This window comes from Aquimarina sp. Aq78 (assembly GCF_900299525.1).
Lineage (GTDB): Bacteria > Bacteroidota > Bacteroidia > Flavobacteriales > Flavobacteriaceae > Aquimarina.
In genome coordinates, this window is record NZ_OMKA01000001.1 from 865,549 (window position 1) to 882,000 (window position 16,452).

Here is a 16,452-nt window from a genome sequence, read left to right on the forward strand (position 1 = left end):
GAATAGACTAATGAATAATATACCAAGCGTAGATTTGGCTGATTTTTTATCAAATGACCCTTCGCGGAAACAAAAATTTGTCAACGAAATAGGAAAAGCCTATGAAGAAATAGGTTTTGTCGCATTGAAAAATCATTTTTTGAGTGACAAACTTGTAGAGAACTTATACCAGGAAATTAAAGATTTTTTCGCGTTACCAACAGATACTAAAGAAAAATATGAAATTGACGGATTAGGTGGACAAAGAGGGTATACCTCTTTTGGGAAAGAACATGCCAAAGGGAAAAAAGAAGGAGATCTTAAAGAGTTTTGGCATTTTGGACAAGAACCAGATGCAGATGCTAAATTAATTGAAGAATATCCTGATAATGTTATTGTCAATGAATTGAAAGATTTTAATGCTACAGGAATGGAAGCATATAAAATGCTAGAAAAAACAGGGATATATGTCCTTAGAGCATTAGCCATATACATAGGTCTTGATGAACATTATTTTGATCATTGGGCAAGCAATGGTAATAGTATCTTGCGCCCTATTCACTATCCACCTATTCAAGAAGAACCTAAAGGTGCTGTTAGAGCTGGTGCACATGGGGATATCAATCTAATTACATTATTAATGGGAGCTTCTACAGGAGGGCTACAAGTACAGCATAGAGAGGGACAATGGATTGATGCTCTCCCAAAAGAGGACGAACTAGTTATTAATGTTGGAGATATGCTAGAACGACATACCAATAATAAACTTCGATCTACGATACATCGAGTAGTAAACCCTCCTAAAGATCAATGGGGAAAACCAAGATATTCTATTCCTTTCTTTATGCATCCAAGAAGTGATATGAAGTTAAATTGCTTAGAAGAGTGTGTTACCAAGGATAATCCAAAACACTATGAGGATATTACGGCTGGTGAATTCTTGCATCAAAGACTTGTAGAAATTGGATTAATAAAAAAATAGATTTCTTTATGGATTTACAAGATCAATTAAAAAATTTATTTCCTGATCACCAACCAGAAGAGGAAGAAAATGTGCAAGATCATCAAGATCAAATATGGATGCAGGATGATCCTATACTTTGCAAGTATGAAAAAAGAAAAGGAAAACCCATCACTATACTAGAGGGATACACTGGTGCCGATGAAGATTTTAAAAAACTCGCTAAGGAACTAAAAACTCGTTTAAGTGTAGGTGGAAGTTTTAAAAATGATGCTATAATCATACAAGGTGATTATAGAAATCAAATTATGGAAATTCTTAAAGAAAAAGGATTTAAAGTAAAACGTGTTGGAGGATAATAATCTATAGCTATTTTGGGGAAAAACATATTACATATTACGAATGGGGATAGTCTAACTCAAAGAATGAAAGAGTTAGATCTTGTTACCGGAGAATTTATGACCTGGCGTGAAATGCTTTGCGAAGGGCCTACAGAAATTGAAGTCGAGGCAGAAGATTCTATTAAAAAGCGAGAAGCTTTTCTAAAAAAATACTACAGAATCGATTCTTCTGATTATGAAGAAAAATTTGTTTCACAACTCAAGAAAATAGATAACCTTACTAACTATACCGAAATCATATTATGGTTCGAATATGATTTATTCTGTCATATTAATATGATTGCAGCTATTAGTTTATTACTTCGTAAAGGTATTAAAGACATCCCCGTTTATTTGGTTTGTAGCGGTAGAATTGAGCACGAGAAAAAGTTATTTGGGCTTTGTGAATTATCTGATAATCAATTAAAAGAACATTATAAAAACAAAATTTTATTAACAACAGATGATCTTGAATTTGCTTCTCATATCTGGACTTTATACTGCGAATCAAAGCCGCAGAAAATGGCAGGGCAAATTAAGAGAGATTCTTCTTTTGAATATATGTCTATATGCATAAGAGCACATTTACAACGTTTTCCTAATATGCTAACGGGGCTTAATATTTTAGAACATAATATTCTGGAAATGGTAGATAATTACCACATCAAGAATATTAAACAACTCATGGGATATGCTTTGGAGTATCAAGGATATTATGGATATGGCGACATGCAAATGAAACGTGTTCTTGCTAGACTTTTTCAATTTTTGGATCAAACAAAAGATAGGCTTTTATTGTCCGAAAGAGGAAAACTAGCATTACAACACAAAAAAAACTTTTATAATACACAAATATTAGATTGGTATTATGGAGGTGTTAAAAAATACGATTACTTGTATAATAATGAAACACATACACTGTTAAAATTATAATATGGCTATAGCCGAATCAGAACTTATTCTTAATGAAGATGGTAGTATTTACCACCTAAACCTTAAACCAGAACATCTCTCCCAGAACATAATAACTGTTGGAGATCCTGATCGTGTTGAACAGATAACACAATATTTTAATACTATCGAATATAAAATTCGTAAACGAGAGTTCCATACACAAACAGGAACCTATAAAGGACACAGAATCACTGTAATTTCTACAGGTATTGGTACCGATAATATAGATATCGTATTTAACGAACTAGACGCCTTAGTAAATATTGATCTTATTACTCGTGAAAACAAAACAGAACACACTACGCTACAAATTGTTCGTATAGGAACTTCTGGATCAATACAACCAGATATTCCTATTGACAGTTTTGTGGTTTCAGAAATTGCGACTGGTTTTGATAGCCTTTTACATTTCTATAAAAGTGATCATGTACAATTACCCAAAATTTCAATAGCCCTGGCAAAACATTTAGACCTAGATCAAAATAAATCAATGCCCTATACAGTAACCTATGATAAAAACCTGGGAGAACATATGTTAAGCAGTATTGTAACAAAAGGACATACACTGACCAATGTTGGTTTTTATGGTCCACAAGGAAGAATTTTAAGATTACCACTACAAGATAATGAGCTCAATACAAAAATAGCCTCTTTTACATATGAGAATAAAAAAATAACAAATTTAGAAATGGAAACTGCCGGTATGTACGGAATGGCAAAACTATTAGGACACAAAGCCGTATCTATGAATGCAATTGTGGCTAATCGTGCTACTGGAGAGTTTAGTCAAAACCCAAAAGAAACTGTAGATAAACTTATTAAATATACTTTAGATAAAATAGCAAGTTATCGTCTATGAATAGTTTGTTTGTAAAATAAAAAAGAATGAGTAGTAGGTCCTCATTCTTTTTTTATTATTTGGTTAATAATTAGATACTTCTAAAATGTATTAACCAAATAATATTTTAAGACTAATTAATAAATTAGTAAGCAACAATACTGCAATAAAGACTACGATGCCATTCTCAAGAGAATTATTTTTTAACTTCGCAACCTTTACATATGTATTTTTATTTTTTAAAAAATTCTTTTTCATAGCAATATTGTTTTTATTTGGGGTTAAAACTTTTTAAATATAAATTTCTTTAAAATAGTAATAGTTCAAATATATAAAAACCATTTGTTTTTATCGTTAAAAAACATAAATAATCGATGAAATACACATTTATTAATTTCAGATAGCATGCATACTATAAAAATAGGTGGTGTTCCTGAGCACTTCAATCTACCCTGGCATTTAACTATTGAAGACGGAAGCTATCTAAAAAACAATATACAATTAGAATGGACAGAATATCCTGGTGGTACAGGAGCCATGTGTGAAGCCCTAAGAAACAAGGATATCGATATGGCAATAATCCTTACCGAGGGTATTGTAAAAGATATTATAGCTGGTAATCCTAGTAAAATTGTACAAACATATATCCAAACACCTCTTATATGGGGAATTCATGTAAGTGTTCATTCCAAATACACTGATCTTTCTGAACTTCAGAATACAAAAGCTGCTATTAGCAGGTATGGATCAGGTTCGCATTTAATGGCTTATATAAATGCTCAAAACCAAAAGTGGGATACCTCCCATTTACAATTTGAAGTTGTAAAAAATCTGGATGGAGCAGTTGAAGCATTAACTAATGGAAAAGCTGATTATTTTATGTGGGAACATTTTACAACAAAACCACTGGTTGATAATGGGACTTTTAGACGAGTTATAGATTGCCCTACCCCCTGGCCTTGTTTTGTGATAGCCGTTAGAGAAGACATACTCAATACCAAAAAAGAAGAAATAAAGGCAATTCTGGATATTATAAATACTACCACTACAGATTTTAAACATATCCCAAGTATAGACAGAACTCTATCGTATAGGTATGATCAACAATTAGAAGATATACAGAAATGGTTACAACATACAGAATGGAGCCAATCTCTTATCGAAAAGAAAACACTTGTTGAGGTTCAGGATTACTTATTTAATTTACAAATCATTAACAAAAAAATAGCTCCCGAAAAATTAATTTATGACATCTAAGGTCTACATATATTCATATCTAAATAAAAAAAGTAAAAATAAAGGGTAGGGATATCTTAAAATAAAACGTTACTACATAAAGGATATTTTAAAAATTAAGATTAAAAATATCATATACAAAATGCAAAGAATAAACCCTTAGCAAATAATTAATTCTTAAATACCTATAAAGCAAGCATCTATACAAATAAAAAAAATTGTACATTTGCCGGGCCTACCCCCAATGAAATGAACTAATTATTAGCGCATACGCAACCTTATAAGGTTAATTGCATCTAATAATTAACTAACAAATCAATTATGGTAACTTTTTTAATAATACTCGCAAGTCTTATTATCTTCAACTTTATTCTGCTTAAATTAAGTACGCAATCTGTTGATACAGATAAAAAGAAATCAAGAACACAAAAAGTTCAGATTAACTCGGTATCTAACCAGTCTTCAGATGATAAGTCGAAATCTTCTGAAATACCTAACGCGGCATAAGTATATTTACCAACTTATTTCAGTTTGATTGGTTTCATGCAAATATGAATTGGTCTTACTAAAATGCTTATTTCCAAACCAGTATCCTCTATTAGCACTTAATGGAGAAGGATGTCCACTAGTTAAAACATGGTGTTTTGATCTGTCTATCTTAGCTCCTTTTTTCTTAGCATAACCACCCCATAACAAGAAAACAACATTCTTTTTTTTATCAGATATAGTTTGAATAACAGCATCGGTAAATTGCTCCCAACCTTTATTTTGATGAGATCCAGCCTGATGTGCTCTAACGGTTAAGGTAGCATTCAATAATAAAACTCCCTGTTTTGCCCAACGTTCTAAATTTCCGTTTGACGGATATGGTAGTTCTAAATCTGTTTCAATCTCTTTAAAAATATTAATCAGTGAAGGAGGCATACTAATACCATCATTAACAGAGAAGCACAAACCGTTCGCCTGCCCTACTCCATGATAAGGATCCTGACCAATCACAACCACTTTAACATTATCAAAACTACAATGATCAAAAGCAGAAAATATCTCACTTCCATTTGGGTAACATGTATTATTTTTATATTCTGTTTTCACAAAACCCGCTAATGAACCAAAATATGGCTTGTCAAATTCTTCCTCAAGTTGCTGATTCCAAGAGGGTTCAATATTTACATTCATATAGATGTCAAAAAATTATAGCAATTGTGTACTTTTGCCCTGTTCTAAAACTGATCGAATATAACCCAAAAATAGGGTAAAAAAAAGTATGATTCGTATTTCTAAAAAAACACTAGACGACCTAGAATTTGATACTGTGCAGAAACATGTTGCAGAACAGTGTAGTACAGATTTTGGTAAGTTGAAAGCATTACAAATTGTTCCCTTCGATACTGAAGAGCAACTTCATATTGCCCTACAAGAAGTATTCGAATATAAATCTTCATTATTAAATGATACTCGTATACCCAATCATGGATTCGATAGTATTAATAAAGAAATTCAATTATTAAATATTGAAAATACATTTTTAGAAGCTTTAAATTTAAAACGATTGGTTTCTATTAGTACTACTGCTAATGATTTGCTATATTTTTTCAGGAAAAATGCAGAGCTATACCCCACGCTCTATCAAACATCTTCGAGAGTAGTATTTACTAAAGAAATTATTAATCTAATCGAAATCGTGATTGATAAGTTCGGAGAGGTTAAAGACAATGCTTCTCCTGTATTACAACGTCTTCGAAAAGATATTCATAGTGTGCAAGGGAAACTAAATGGAAGCTTTGGAAAAGACTTATCTCGATATAATAGCCTGGGATATCTAGATGAAATTAAAGAAAGTGTAGTAGATAACCGAAGAGTTCTAGCGGTAACTGCCATGTATCGGCGTAAAGTAAAAGGTGCCATCATGGGGAATTCTAAAACTGGAAGTATTGTTTATATAGAACCCGAAGCTACTTTACAATATAGTCGTGAACTTAGTAATCTTCAATATGAAGAACGAGAAGAAATCGTAAAAATACTGAAAGAATTAACTAATAAATTACGACCATTTACTGAGCTATTAGAACACTATCAAGAATACTTAAGTGATGTAGATGTTGTTTCTGCTAAATCAAAATATGCAGGCCAACTTAACGCAGTATTACCAAAAATCACTACAGATAGAGAGCTAACACTTAAAGATGCATATCACCCATTACTATATCATACCAATAGAATAAAAGGAGAGAAAACCTTCCCTCAAACCATTACATTAAATGAGAATAATCAAATCATTGTTATTTCTGGCCCCAATGCCGGAGGGAAAAGTATTACTTTAAAAACTATAGGTCTACTACAAATAATGTTACAAAGCGGGATGCTCATTCCTGTACACGAATACAGTAGAATGTGTTTATTTGATGTTATTCTTACTGATATTGGGGACAATCAATCTATAGAAAATCATCTAAGTACATACAGTTATCGTTTGAAGAACATGAATTATTTCTTGCGAAAATGTAATAACAAAACGCTATTTCTAATTGATGAGTTTGGAACAGGTAGTGATCCAGAACTTGGTGGAGCACTAGCCGAAGCTTTTCTGGAGGTTTTCTATGAAAGAGGATCTTTCGGGATTATCACGACACATTATGCCAATTTAAAAATGCTGGCTAATGAGTTACCGGATATGAGTAATGCAAATATGTTATTCGATTCAAAAACATTAGAACCTCTATTTAAATTACACTTAGGTGAAGCAGGAAGCTCTTTTACTTTTGAAGTAGCTCAAAAAAATGGAATCCCTTATAGTCTTATCAATAAAGCAAAGAAAAAGGTAGAACGAGGGAAGATTCGTTTTGATAAAAGTATTGCCAATCTTCAAAAAGAGAGATCCAAATTACAAAAAACTACGGCTGGACTCAAAACCAAAGAACAAAAAGCAGAGGAAGAAAAAGATCGCCTAGAGAAGACCAACCAGCGTATTCAACGTAAGTTGGAAAGCTATCAGGAGTTATATGATGGTAATCAAAGAATGATCTATCTGGGGCAAAAAATCGATGATCTTAGTGAAAAATACTTTAACAATAAGAAAAAAAGAGAGTTAATCAATGAATTTATAAAAATCGTTGAAGTAGAAAACTCTAAACGAAAAAAACAGAGTGTAAAGCAACGAAAAGTAGAAAAAGCCAAAGAAGAAAAAGTCGTAAAAGAAGTTATCGAAAAAGTGCAGGTTATTCGTAAAAAGAAAAAGGAGGAAAAAAAGAAAGAAGAAAAAATCGAAGCAGCAAAACCAAAAATGACTTTAAAAATTGGTGATCGAGTACGAATGATTGATGGAAGATCTATAGGCACTATAGATACTTTAGAAAAAGGAAAAGCTATTGTTAATTATGGGATTTTTACTACTAATGTAAGCATTGATCAATTAGAATTTGTAGAAAGAAAAAAATAAGCTCCGAATGGAAATCTATCTTTACTTAAGTACTTATATTATCTTAATTATTGGTTTATCGATATATATATCCAGATCATCATCAAGTGAAGATTTCCTTATCGGAGGGAGAAATAAAAGTGCTTATGCCATTTTATTCTCTAAATTCGCAGGTGCAATTGGAGTGAGTACTCTAATTACGTATACGGGTTATGCATATAAATTTGGCTGGGGACTTTTTGCTATGTCTATAGGATCAGTAGTTGGTTATTTTTTATTTGCATTTTGGGCTGCACCAAAAATAAAAAGATTATCCACACAAGGTAAATTCTATACGCAGGGAGATCTGCCCGCTTTTGTTACGAGTAACAAAAATACTGGTATCATTACCAATGTTATAACTATAGTAGTTCAGTTTTTCTGGATATTACTATCCCTGGCAGGTGGTGCAAAGATCATTGCATTTTTCGAAATTCTGCCTTATGAAACCGCATTACTAATTACAGCAATGGTAGTTATGGTGTATGTATTATTTTCTGGTTTTAAAGCTGTAATCGTTACCGATGTTTTTCAGGCAGTAATTATAATCGTATTTCTCTGTATATTAATTTACGGAATGTTTGATGTTAAGGATTTTGGTACTATTCTTAGCAGTTCTACAGGTCAAAATGTAACTATAGGTAGCATTATAGGTTTAGTTCTTTACGGAGGGTTATCTGTTTTTGGGTTAGCAGATCGATACCAGCTTTGTTATGCCGCTAAAGATGAAAAATCCTTAAAGAGAGGATTGAGTCTTGCCATTATTCCTGTCTTAGGTATCGTTTTCCTATTGCTTTTAATCGGACTATACACCTATATTCAAAATCCCAATTTAGATCCCGATACTGTATTCGTTTATGCCATGCAAAACTTTATAACACAATCATGGCTACCACTTTTACTTGTACTTTTTTTTGCTGGTTTAATGAGTACTGCAGATACTTCTATTTTTGCAGTGGCTTCTCATATTGTATCAAATACTAAAAAAGAACAAAAAGTAAAATCTTTACGATATGCTACTATTATGACTGTTATTGTTGCTTTTATAGTTGCCTTATTTTGGAGAAGTATTGTAGATATTACCATTGTAGGGGCTGCATTGCGAATGACACTTTCAGTAGCGATGATCTATGCTATCCAGCAAAAAAGAAATAGCGGGCGATTTATCGCAAGTGCATTAGGAGGTATTTTAGGGTTAATAACCGGTATACTAGCCTTTGGCCCTACTCCTACCATTGCCATTACCGTACTTTTAGGATCATTACTAGGGTTAGTTTATAAATCCAAAAGTCAAAAAGAAATATAACTTTATAAAGTTATGTGTCCGAAAGATAATTGATACAGGACTTCCTGTTAAAGTATCCTTAAACCACAATTCTGAGAATTTTATCTTTTTATATTTGGAGAAATTCAACTAAAAATTGCACCAAGAAATTATGCGAAAATTATTTTTTATAGCCTGTATTGGTATACTATTCCCATATATTATACAAGGACAACAACCTAATAAACCCAATGCAGCAGAAATTCATCAAGCTATAAAAAAACTTAATTTTTTAGGATCTGTATTATATGTTGCAGCACATCCTGATGATGAAAATACACGACTTATATCTTATATGTCTAATCAGGTAAAAGCAAGAACAGCATATTTATCTCTTACCCGAGGAGATGGTGGGCAAAATTTGATAGGCCCAGAGATTAGAGAATTATTAGGGGTAATTAGAACTCAAGAGTTATTAGCGGCTCGTAGAACAGATGGAGGAGAACAATTATTTACACGTGCTAATGATTTTGGATATTCTAAGCATCCCGACGAAACCCTTTCTATCTGGGATAAAAAAGAAGTATTAAGTGATGTAGTTTGGGCAATAAGAAAATTTAAACCAGATGTAATTATTAACCGCTTTAATCACAGAACTCCAGGTAGTACTCATGGCCATCATACTTCTTCGGCTATGCTAAGTGTAGAAGCTTTTGATTTAACGGGAGATAAAACTGTTTATCCCGATCAGCTTAATTATACAGAAACCTGGCAACCAAAAAGATTATTCTTCAATACTTCATGGTGGTTTTATGGTAGTCGAGAAAATTTCGAAAAAGCAGATAAAAGTAAATTATTAGAGTTTGACACGGGAATATATTATCCTTCTCTAGGACTTTCTAATAGTGAGATAGCTTCGTTAAGTCGTAGCCAACACAAATCTCAAGGATTTGGTAGTACTGGTAGTCGTGGACAGCAAAGCGAATATATAGAACTCATCAAAGGGGAATTACCAAAAGATAAAACGAATATTTTTGAAGGAATTGACACTTCATGGAATCGTGTTAAAGGAGGTAAAGCTATTGGTGATATTTTATATCAGGTAGAAAAAGATTTTGACTTTAAAAACCCCTCTGCTATTATTCCACAATTGGTAAAAGCATATCAACTAATTCAACAATTAGAAAATAACCATTGGAAAACGATTAAGACCAAAGAGATCCAGGGGATTATTGCTGCAGCTTCGGGCTTGTATTTAGAAGCTGTTGCAACAGAAGCAAATACTACTAAAGGGAGCGAAATTACGCTAAAAGTAGAAGCAATTAACAGAAGTGCAAATACTATGACTTTGCAATCTATCAAAATTGCTGCCGTTAATATTAATGATATTTCTGAAAAAGTATTAAAAAATAATATCCGAAATAACTTCGAATTTAAAGGTAATATTCCAACTAATTTTGATTTTACCAATCCTTATTGGCTTACCAATAAAGGAACATTGGGAATGTATAATGTTAGTGACCAAAAACTAATAGGAAAACCAGAAACAGATCATAAAATCAAAGCTTTGTTCACAGTAACGATCAATGGAGTATCAATTCCTTTTTCTAAAGATGTTGTATACAAAACAAATGATCCTGTTAAAGGAGAAGTATATAAACCATTTGAGGTCATCCCTACTATTTCTGCAAGTATCAAGGATAAAGTAATTATCTACGCTAATGGTGCATCAAAACAAATTCCTGTTACTATAAAAGCAGGAAAAGCAAACTTAAATGGAAAAGTTACGCTTGCACATCCAGAAGGTTGGCAGGTGACTCCAGCAGCAATTAATTTTAATCTCTCTCAAAAAGGAGAAGAAAAAACAATCACTTTTACTCTTACATCACCCCAGACTCAAAGTGAAGGTTACATTTCACCAAAAATAGAAATTAATGGAACCCTATATTCTAAAGAGGTTGTTACTATTGATTATGACCATATCCCATACCAAACTGTAGTAGTACCGTCTGAGACCAAAGTTGTGCGCCTGGATATTAAAAAGAAAGGGCAAAATATAGGGTACATAGAAGGAGCTGGAGATGTAGTACCAGAAAGCCTACAACAAATAGGTTACCAAGTAACTACAATTGATCCAGAATCTATTTCTACAGAAAGTTTACAATCTTTTGATGCCATTGTAGTAGGAATCAGAGCATATAACACTGTAGAGCAGTTAAAATTTAAACAACAGTATTTATTAGAGTATGTAAAAAATGGAGGGAACCTTATCATTCAATATAATACCAGTCATAGGTTAAAAGTAACTGATAACTTAGGCCCTTATCCTCTTAAATTATCTAGAGATCGGGTAACCGATGAAAATGCAAAAATCACCTTTTTAGCACCAGAACATCAGGTATTAAATTCACCCAATAAAATCACTGCCAATGATTTTAAAGGATGGGTACAGGAAAGAGGATTATATTTTCCCAAAGAATGGTCAAAAGAGTATATCCCTATTTTAGCGGCTAATGATAAAGGAGAGTCTGAAAAAAAGGGGCCTTTACTAATAGCTAAATATGGTAAAGGACATTATATATATACCGGACTTAGTTTTTTTAGAGAGTTTCCGGCGGGAGTATCAGGTGCATATCGCCTTTTTGCCAATATGCTATCATTAGGAAAATAAATATCCAGAATATACTACAAAATATAATCTAACAATTTTTAATATGGAAGAGAAAAACGAAAAAAGAGAGTGGAAAAAATTATATAGTGCAGTATTAATCGCTAATGCAGTTTACATACTACTGTTCTATTTTATCACTAATTCTTATTCATAATTCTTTTAAAAAGAACAACCTCAATCATCAATCAATAAACTAATTTAATCAATCAACTTATGCAAACCATAGATTGGATCGTATTACTAGGAACCTTACTATTCATAGTACTATATGGTGCCTGGAAAACCAAAGGCAGTAAAAATGTTAAAGATTATATCCGAGGAGGTAATGATGCACATTGGTGGACCATTGGTCTATCGGTAATGGCAACTCAAGCAAGTGCTATTACTTTTCTTTCTGCACCGGGTCAAGCTTTTCATGACGGAATGGGATTTGTACAATTCTATTTTGGAGTTCCTATTGCCATGGTTGTCATTTGTATGGTTTTTATACCAATGTATCATAAGCTAAATGTCTACACAGCATATGAATATCTCGAAAGCCGATTCGATCTCAAAACCAGAAGCTTAACAGCTATCCTATTTTTGGTTCAAAGAGGGTTAGCTGCAGGTATAACTATTTTTGCACCAGCAATAATATTATCATCTGTACTAGGTTGGGATTTAGTAACCTTAAATATCATCATAGGTATACTTGTGATCATATATACTGTTTCTGGAGGAACAAAAGCTGTTAATATTACCCAGAAGCAACAGATGGGTATTATTTTTATCGGTATGTTGGTAGCCTTTTTTATTATAATAAGCTACCTTCCAGAAGGCATTACATTTTCTAAAGCATTAGATATCGCAGGCGCTAGTGGAAAGATGGAAGTCCTAGATTTTTCATTTGATTTTGATAACCGTTATACATTTTGGAGTGGAATTATCGGAGGAACATTTCTGGCCCTCTCCTACTTTGGTACAGATCAAAGTCAGGTACAACGATATTTAACTGGTAAATCTATAAAAGAAAGTCAGCTAGGGCTTTTGTTTAATGGATTGCTCAAAGTACCTATGCAGTTTTTTATTCTCTTAGTTGGGGTTATGGTATTTGTTTTTTACCAATTTAATGCGTCTCCCTTAAATTTCAATCCAAAAGGAAAAGAAGCTATACTTAACACAGAATATGCAGAACAATATACAGAACTAGAAAACAAACTTGCCGAAATTCACAGCTCAAAAGATGCTGTAATTAAAGGATATCTGGCAGATCAAGAATCAGGTAATAAAAATCAAATTCAGGAGCTAAACAAAAAAGAAAAAGAAACCCGTGAAGCTGCCAAAGCATTAATTAAAAAAGCAGATACTACAGTAGAGACAAATGATAAAGATTATGTGTTTATCCATTTTATTTTAAACAATCTGCCAAGGGGGCTTATCGGCCTGCTTCTTGCTGTTATCCTATCTGCTGCCATGTCTTCTACAGCTTCAGAATTAAATGCCTTAGCTTCTACTACCGCTATTGATTTATACAAACGAAATGTGGCCGAAGAAAAAAGTGATCAACATTATGTATCCGCTTCCAAATTTTTTACTCTTGGCTGGGGTATTTTAGCTATTATAGTAGCATGCTTTGCTAATTTATTCGATAATCTTATTCAATTAGTAAATATTATTGGTTCAATATTTTACGGAAATGTACTAGGGATATTCTTATTAGCTTTCTTTATAAAATTTGTGCATAGTAATGCCACCTTTGTTGCAGCACTTATCACCCAGGTAATTGTGATTATTGGCTGGTATTATGATTGGATGCCTTACTTATGGCTCAACCTATTCGGGTGTGCATTAGTAATGACAATTGCAATTATCATACAACCATTTATGGGATCAAAGCCTAAAATTACTGCCTAATGCATCTTGAAAGAAGTATAAAATGGGGAATTATTGGTTGTGGTAAAATAGCACATAAGTTTGCTAATGATTTAAAATCGGTTCCAAATGCAATACTTTATGCCGTTGCAAGTAGAGATCTAAAAAAGGCTCAGGGTTTTGGGAAGGAGCATCAAGCCTCGACCTGTTATGATAATTATGAAGCCTTAAGTCTGGATCCCGATATTGATGTTATATATATTGCAACACCACATGTGTTTCATTATGAAAATACTATGATGTGTCTCTCTAATAAAAAAGCGGTTTTATGTGAAAAACCGTTTGCCATGAATACTGCCCAGGTAGAAGAAATGATTGCGCTGGCAAAAAAGAATAACGTATTTTTAATGGAAGCACTTTGGACTTATTTTCTTCCGCATTATTCCTATGTTTTAGATGTTGTAGCATCTAATGCGCTTGGGAAAGTAAAAACACTAAAAGCCGATTTTGGCTTCACAACCATTTTTGATCCCGACGGAAGAGTGTTTAACAAAAAACTTGGAGGAGGAAGTCTGCTCGATGTAGGAATATATCCATTATTTGCTGCATTAAGTATTTTAGGGTACCCAGAAGAAATTAATGCCCAGGCTACCATAGGAAAAACAGGAGTTGATGAAGATTGTAGTATTCAGCTTCAGTATAAAAATGGAGCTACAGCCACACTATTTAGTGCTGTTACTAAAGAAACCGATACAACAGCTACCCTCGAGTTCGAAAAAGGGTCTATCATTATCAATAGTCGTTTTCACGAACCATCTTCTGTAACTATTCTAAAAGAAGAAAAACCAGAACGTATAGAATTTAAGGTTACTACCAACGGTTATAATTATGAAGCCATTCATGTACAGGAAATGTTGTTACAAAACCGTAAAGAAAGTACAATCATGAGTTTCGAAAAAAGCCTTCAGTTAATCAACTTATTAGATACGGTTAGAGAAAAAATAGGCTTGCACTACGATTGATCTGAATTTCTTGCTCATTTCTATTTTTCAAAACCAAAAACACAGCGGTAGACTTCTATTATATCATACTTTTAAGCTAACAAAAGTAATACAATAGTAAATCTTACATTACAAAAAGTAAAGTAAACTTGACTTTTTGTAAATTTTAGTTTACTTTTATCATATCAATCAAAAATCGAACAAGATGAAATACTTACTATCAAACAAATTCAAAAAGCCTGGATGGGTTTTATTTATTATCGGAATTATTCTAGGAATATTACATGCTATTAATGATTATGAATCTGATGCATTTATGGTTAACGTAATTTCTCTATTTCATAATGATCACATTTTTTCTGAAAATAATGGGATTGTTAGCATTATCAAAAATAGCATTGTAGATGAGTTAATTTCTATCATGATAATTGTTGGAGGTTTACTTGTTGGTTTCTCTAAAGAAAAAATTGAAGACGAATTTATTTCTAGGATTAGATTAAACTCATTAAAGTGGGCTATTTTGGTTAACTATGGGGTACTATTATTCGCAAACATATTTTTATATCATAACAATTTCCTGAATATAATGATCTATAACATGTATACTCCTTTACTAATTTTTATTCTTCGTTTTAATTATGTAGTATATAAAAAAGCTGGTCATGAAGAATAATATAAAAGTCGAAAGAGCCATTCATAATTTAACTCAGGCTGATCTAGCTTTAAAAATTGGTGTTAGCAGACAAACTATTAATGCCATGGAAAAGGATAAATATGTCCCATCAACAGTTCTGGCGTTAAAAATTGCCAGACTATTCAAAAAACCTGTAGAAGATATTTTCTTTTTAGAAGAAGAGGATTAGAAAACAAAAAAGCGTTCCAAATGGAACGCTTTTATGATTTGTGTGTGAAAAAGAGTGTTTATTTGGCTCCCCACTCTGCAAGGGAATCTTTATTCATTTTAACGTAGTCGGCATTTTTTGCCTTCTCTGCTAACTCTAACGAAGTTTTTGCTGCTTTTATTGCCCCATCTTTATCTCCAGCTAAAGAATAGATCAAAGATTGTTGTCTATGGTACCAAAAAGCTGGCTCTTTACGTAGTGAAATTGCTTTATCAATATGCTCTTTCGCTTTAGCAAATTCTCCAGAATCTTTATAAAAAGTAGCTGCCAGATAGTGATCTCTATCCGTTGGACCAGCCATAGTTTTTTCGATACTGGCAACAGTTTGTGCTTTTGCAGGAGTTTCTATAGTAACTGCTGCTTCTGTATTTGCCCAAATAAAATTCATAACTGCAGAATCCATTTTAAAATCACTAAACATGATTGTAAATGTTTCTACATTCATAGGGATAGTACTTGATTTTACAGTTGCTGTAGCAGCTACTTTAGAATCATCCCATTTTTGTGGAGTCCCCCAATTGTTTGCATCACTATAAAAAATTACTTCCCAATTTTCTTTACCTGGTTTTGTGAAAATTGCATAAGTTCCTTTTTTCAACTCTTTACCTGCAATTTTTACATCATCACTAAATGTGATTTGAGTATTCTTATTAGCCCCTGTTCTCCATAGTTTGTCATAAGGCACTAAATTTCCAAAAATAGCTCTTCCTCGCATACTAGGACGTGAATATTCAACAGAAACATCTGTCAATCCAATAACCTGCTCAATTTTAGAACTAGGACTTGGTTGTGGTGCTTTTACCTGAGCTTCAATCCCTAAAGAGAATAAAGCCATAGAAAGAAATAAGATGATCTTTTTCATTGTAGTTAGTTTAGTTTGTTTTGATTTACTTAATGACGAAAATAAGGATTACAACATACATTAAAGGTTAACAAAAACTTAAAATAACTAATAGTA

General features: G+C 32.7%; 15 protein-coding genes. 13 read left to right on the forward strand and 2 right to left on the reverse strand.

Translation table 11 applies throughout. The features are described 5' to 3' along the window. The first annotated feature begins 10 nt into the window (after positions 1–10). The 6 genes from DG435_RS03690 to DG435_RS03715 all read left to right on the forward strand — a co-directional run bounded on the left by DG435_RS03690 (position 11) and on the right by DG435_RS03715 (position 4,855). Positions 11–961, forward strand: coding sequence for an isopenicillin N synthase family oxygenase (locus DG435_RS03690; RefSeq protein WP_106794584.1), 951 nt, complete (start codon positions 11–13; stop codon positions 959–961). A gap of 8 nt (positions 962–969) precedes the next feature. Next, complete coding sequence (locus tag DG435_RS03695) at positions 970–1,299, forward strand: translation initiation factor (RefSeq protein WP_024769140.1); 330 nt, start codon at positions 970–972, stop codon at positions 1,297–1,299. Between the two features lie 15 nt (positions 1,300–1,314). Continuing rightward, complete coding sequence (locus DG435_RS03700) at positions 1,315–2,253, forward strand: DUF1835 domain-containing protein (RefSeq protein ID WP_106794585.1); 939 nt, start codon at positions 1,315–1,317, stop codon at positions 2,251–2,253. A gap of 1 nt (position 2,254) precedes the next feature. Further along, entirely contained in the window at positions 2,255–3,133 is an 879-nt protein-coding gene (locus tag DG435_RS03705; RefSeq protein ID WP_106794586.1) for a nucleoside phosphorylase, read from the forward strand. 384 nt (positions 3,134–3,517) lie between these two features. Then, entirely contained in the window at positions 3,518–4,369 is an 852-nt protein-coding gene (locus DG435_RS03710) for a substrate-binding domain-containing protein (protein ID WP_106793916.1), read from the forward strand. A 300-nt stretch (positions 4,370–4,669) separates the two neighbouring features. After that, positions 4,670–4,855: a hypothetical protein gene (locus DG435_RS03715; protein ID WP_024769136.1), complete on the forward strand. Its 186-nt coding sequence runs from the start codon at positions 4,670–4,672 to the stop codon at positions 4,853–4,855. 6 nt (positions 4,856–4,861) lie between these two features. On the opposite strand, the gene DG435_RS03720 is transcribed toward DG435_RS03715, so the two are convergent. Then, positions 4,862–5,527 carry a uracil-DNA glycosylase gene (locus DG435_RS03720; RefSeq protein ID WP_106793915.1) on the reverse strand — a complete coding sequence of 222 codons (666 nt, stop codon included), beginning with the start codon at positions 5,525–5,527 and terminating at the stop codon, positions 4,862–4,864. Positions 5,528–5,615: 88 nt separating this feature from the next. On the opposite strand from DG435_RS03720, the gene DG435_RS03725 reads away from it, so the two are divergent. The 7 genes from DG435_RS03725 to DG435_RS03755 all read left to right on the forward strand — a co-directional run bounded on the left by DG435_RS03725 (position 5,616) and on the right by DG435_RS03755 (position 15,455). Further along, a complete protein-coding gene (locus DG435_RS03725) occupies positions 5,616–7,787 on the forward strand; it encodes a DNA mismatch repair protein MutS (RefSeq protein WP_106793914.1) in 2,172 nt (723 codons plus the stop codon). A 7-nt stretch (positions 7,788–7,794) separates the two neighbouring features. Continuing rightward, positions 7,795–9,111, forward strand: a complete 1,317-nt coding sequence (locus DG435_RS03730) for a sodium:solute symporter (protein ID WP_106793913.1) — start codon at positions 7,795–7,797, stop codon at positions 9,109–9,111. 130 nt (positions 9,112–9,241) lie between these two features. Beyond that, positions 9,242–11,740 (forward strand): PIG-L family deacetylase, encoded by a 2,499-nt coding sequence (locus tag DG435_RS03735; protein ID WP_106793912.1) that lies wholly within the window; start codon positions 9,242–9,244, stop codon positions 11,738–11,740. A 213-nt stretch (positions 11,741–11,953) separates the two neighbouring features. After that, positions 11,954–13,633, forward strand: coding sequence for a sodium:solute symporter (locus tag DG435_RS03740; RefSeq protein WP_106793911.1), 1,680 nt, complete (start codon positions 11,954–11,956; stop codon positions 13,631–13,633). Beyond that, a complete protein-coding gene (locus DG435_RS03745; RefSeq protein WP_106793910.1) occupies positions 13,633–14,613 on the forward strand; it encodes a Gfo/Idh/MocA family protein in 981 nt (326 codons plus the stop codon). The genes DG435_RS03740 and DG435_RS03745 overlap by 1 nt, the downstream gene beginning before the upstream one ends. Before the next feature lie 184 nt (positions 14,614–14,797). Beyond that, a complete protein-coding gene (locus tag DG435_RS03750; RefSeq protein ID WP_106793909.1) occupies positions 14,798–15,265 on the forward strand; it encodes a hypothetical protein in 468 nt (155 codons plus the stop codon). Beyond that, the gene (locus tag DG435_RS03755; protein ID WP_106793908.1) at positions 15,255–15,455 is read left to right on the forward strand and encodes a helix-turn-helix transcriptional regulator; all 201 of its coding nucleotides are present in this window, start codon (positions 15,255–15,257) and stop codon (positions 15,453–15,455) included. Before DG435_RS03750 ends, DG435_RS03755 begins: the two co-directional genes overlap by 11 nt. A gap of 58 nt (positions 15,456–15,513) precedes the next feature. Here the strand turns inward: DG435_RS03755 and DG435_RS03760 are convergent, their stop codons facing one another. After that, positions 15,514–16,356, reverse strand: coding sequence for a DUF2911 domain-containing protein (locus DG435_RS03760; RefSeq protein ID WP_106793907.1), 843 nt, complete (start codon positions 16,354–16,356; stop codon positions 15,514–15,516). Positions 16,357–16,452 lie beyond the last annotated feature (96 nt).

Coding starts and splice junctions, on each gene's coding strand:
- DG435_RS03690 (WP_106794584.1), top strand. CDS start 11: ATGAATAATATACCAAGCGTAGATTTGGCTGATTTTTTATCAAATGAC.
- DG435_RS03695 (WP_024769140.1), top strand. CDS start 970: ATGGATTTACAAGATCAATTAAAAAATTTATTTCCTGATCACCAACCA.
- DG435_RS03705 (WP_106794586.1), top strand. CDS start 2,255: ATGGCTATAGCCGAATCAGAACTTATTCTTAATGAAGATGGTAGTATT.
- DG435_RS03710 (WP_106793916.1), top strand. CDS start 3,518: ATGCATACTATAAAAATAGGTGGTGTTCCTGAGCACTTCAATCTACCC.
- DG435_RS03715 (WP_024769136.1), top strand. CDS start 4,670: ATGGTAACTTTTTTAATAATACTCGCAAGTCTTATTATCTTCAACTTT.
- DG435_RS03720 (WP_106793915.1), bottom strand. CDS start 5,527: ATGAATGTAAATATTGAACCCTCTTGGAATCAGCAACTTGAGGAAGAA.
- DG435_RS03725 (WP_106793914.1), top strand. CDS start 5,616: ATGATTCGTATTTCTAAAAAAACACTAGACGACCTAGAATTTGATACT.
- DG435_RS03730 (WP_106793913.1), top strand. CDS start 7,795: ATGGAAATCTATCTTTACTTAAGTACTTATATTATCTTAATTATTGGT.
- DG435_RS03735 (WP_106793912.1), top strand. CDS start 9,242: ATGCGAAAATTATTTTTTATAGCCTGTATTGGTATACTATTCCCATAT.
- DG435_RS03740 (WP_106793911.1), top strand. CDS start 11,954: ATGCAAACCATAGATTGGATCGTATTACTAGGAACCTTACTATTCATA.
- DG435_RS03745 (WP_106793910.1), top strand. CDS start 13,633: ATGCATCTTGAAAGAAGTATAAAATGGGGAATTATTGGTTGTGGTAAA.
- DG435_RS03750 (WP_106793909.1), top strand. CDS start 14,798: ATGAAATACTTACTATCAAACAAATTCAAAAAGCCTGGATGGGTTTTA.
- DG435_RS03755 (WP_106793908.1), top strand. CDS start 15,255: ATGAAGAATAATATAAAAGTCGAAAGAGCCATTCATAATTTAACTCAG.
- DG435_RS03760 (WP_106793907.1), bottom strand. CDS start 16,356: ATGAAAAAGATCATCTTATTTCTTTCTATGGCTTTATTCTCTTTAGGG.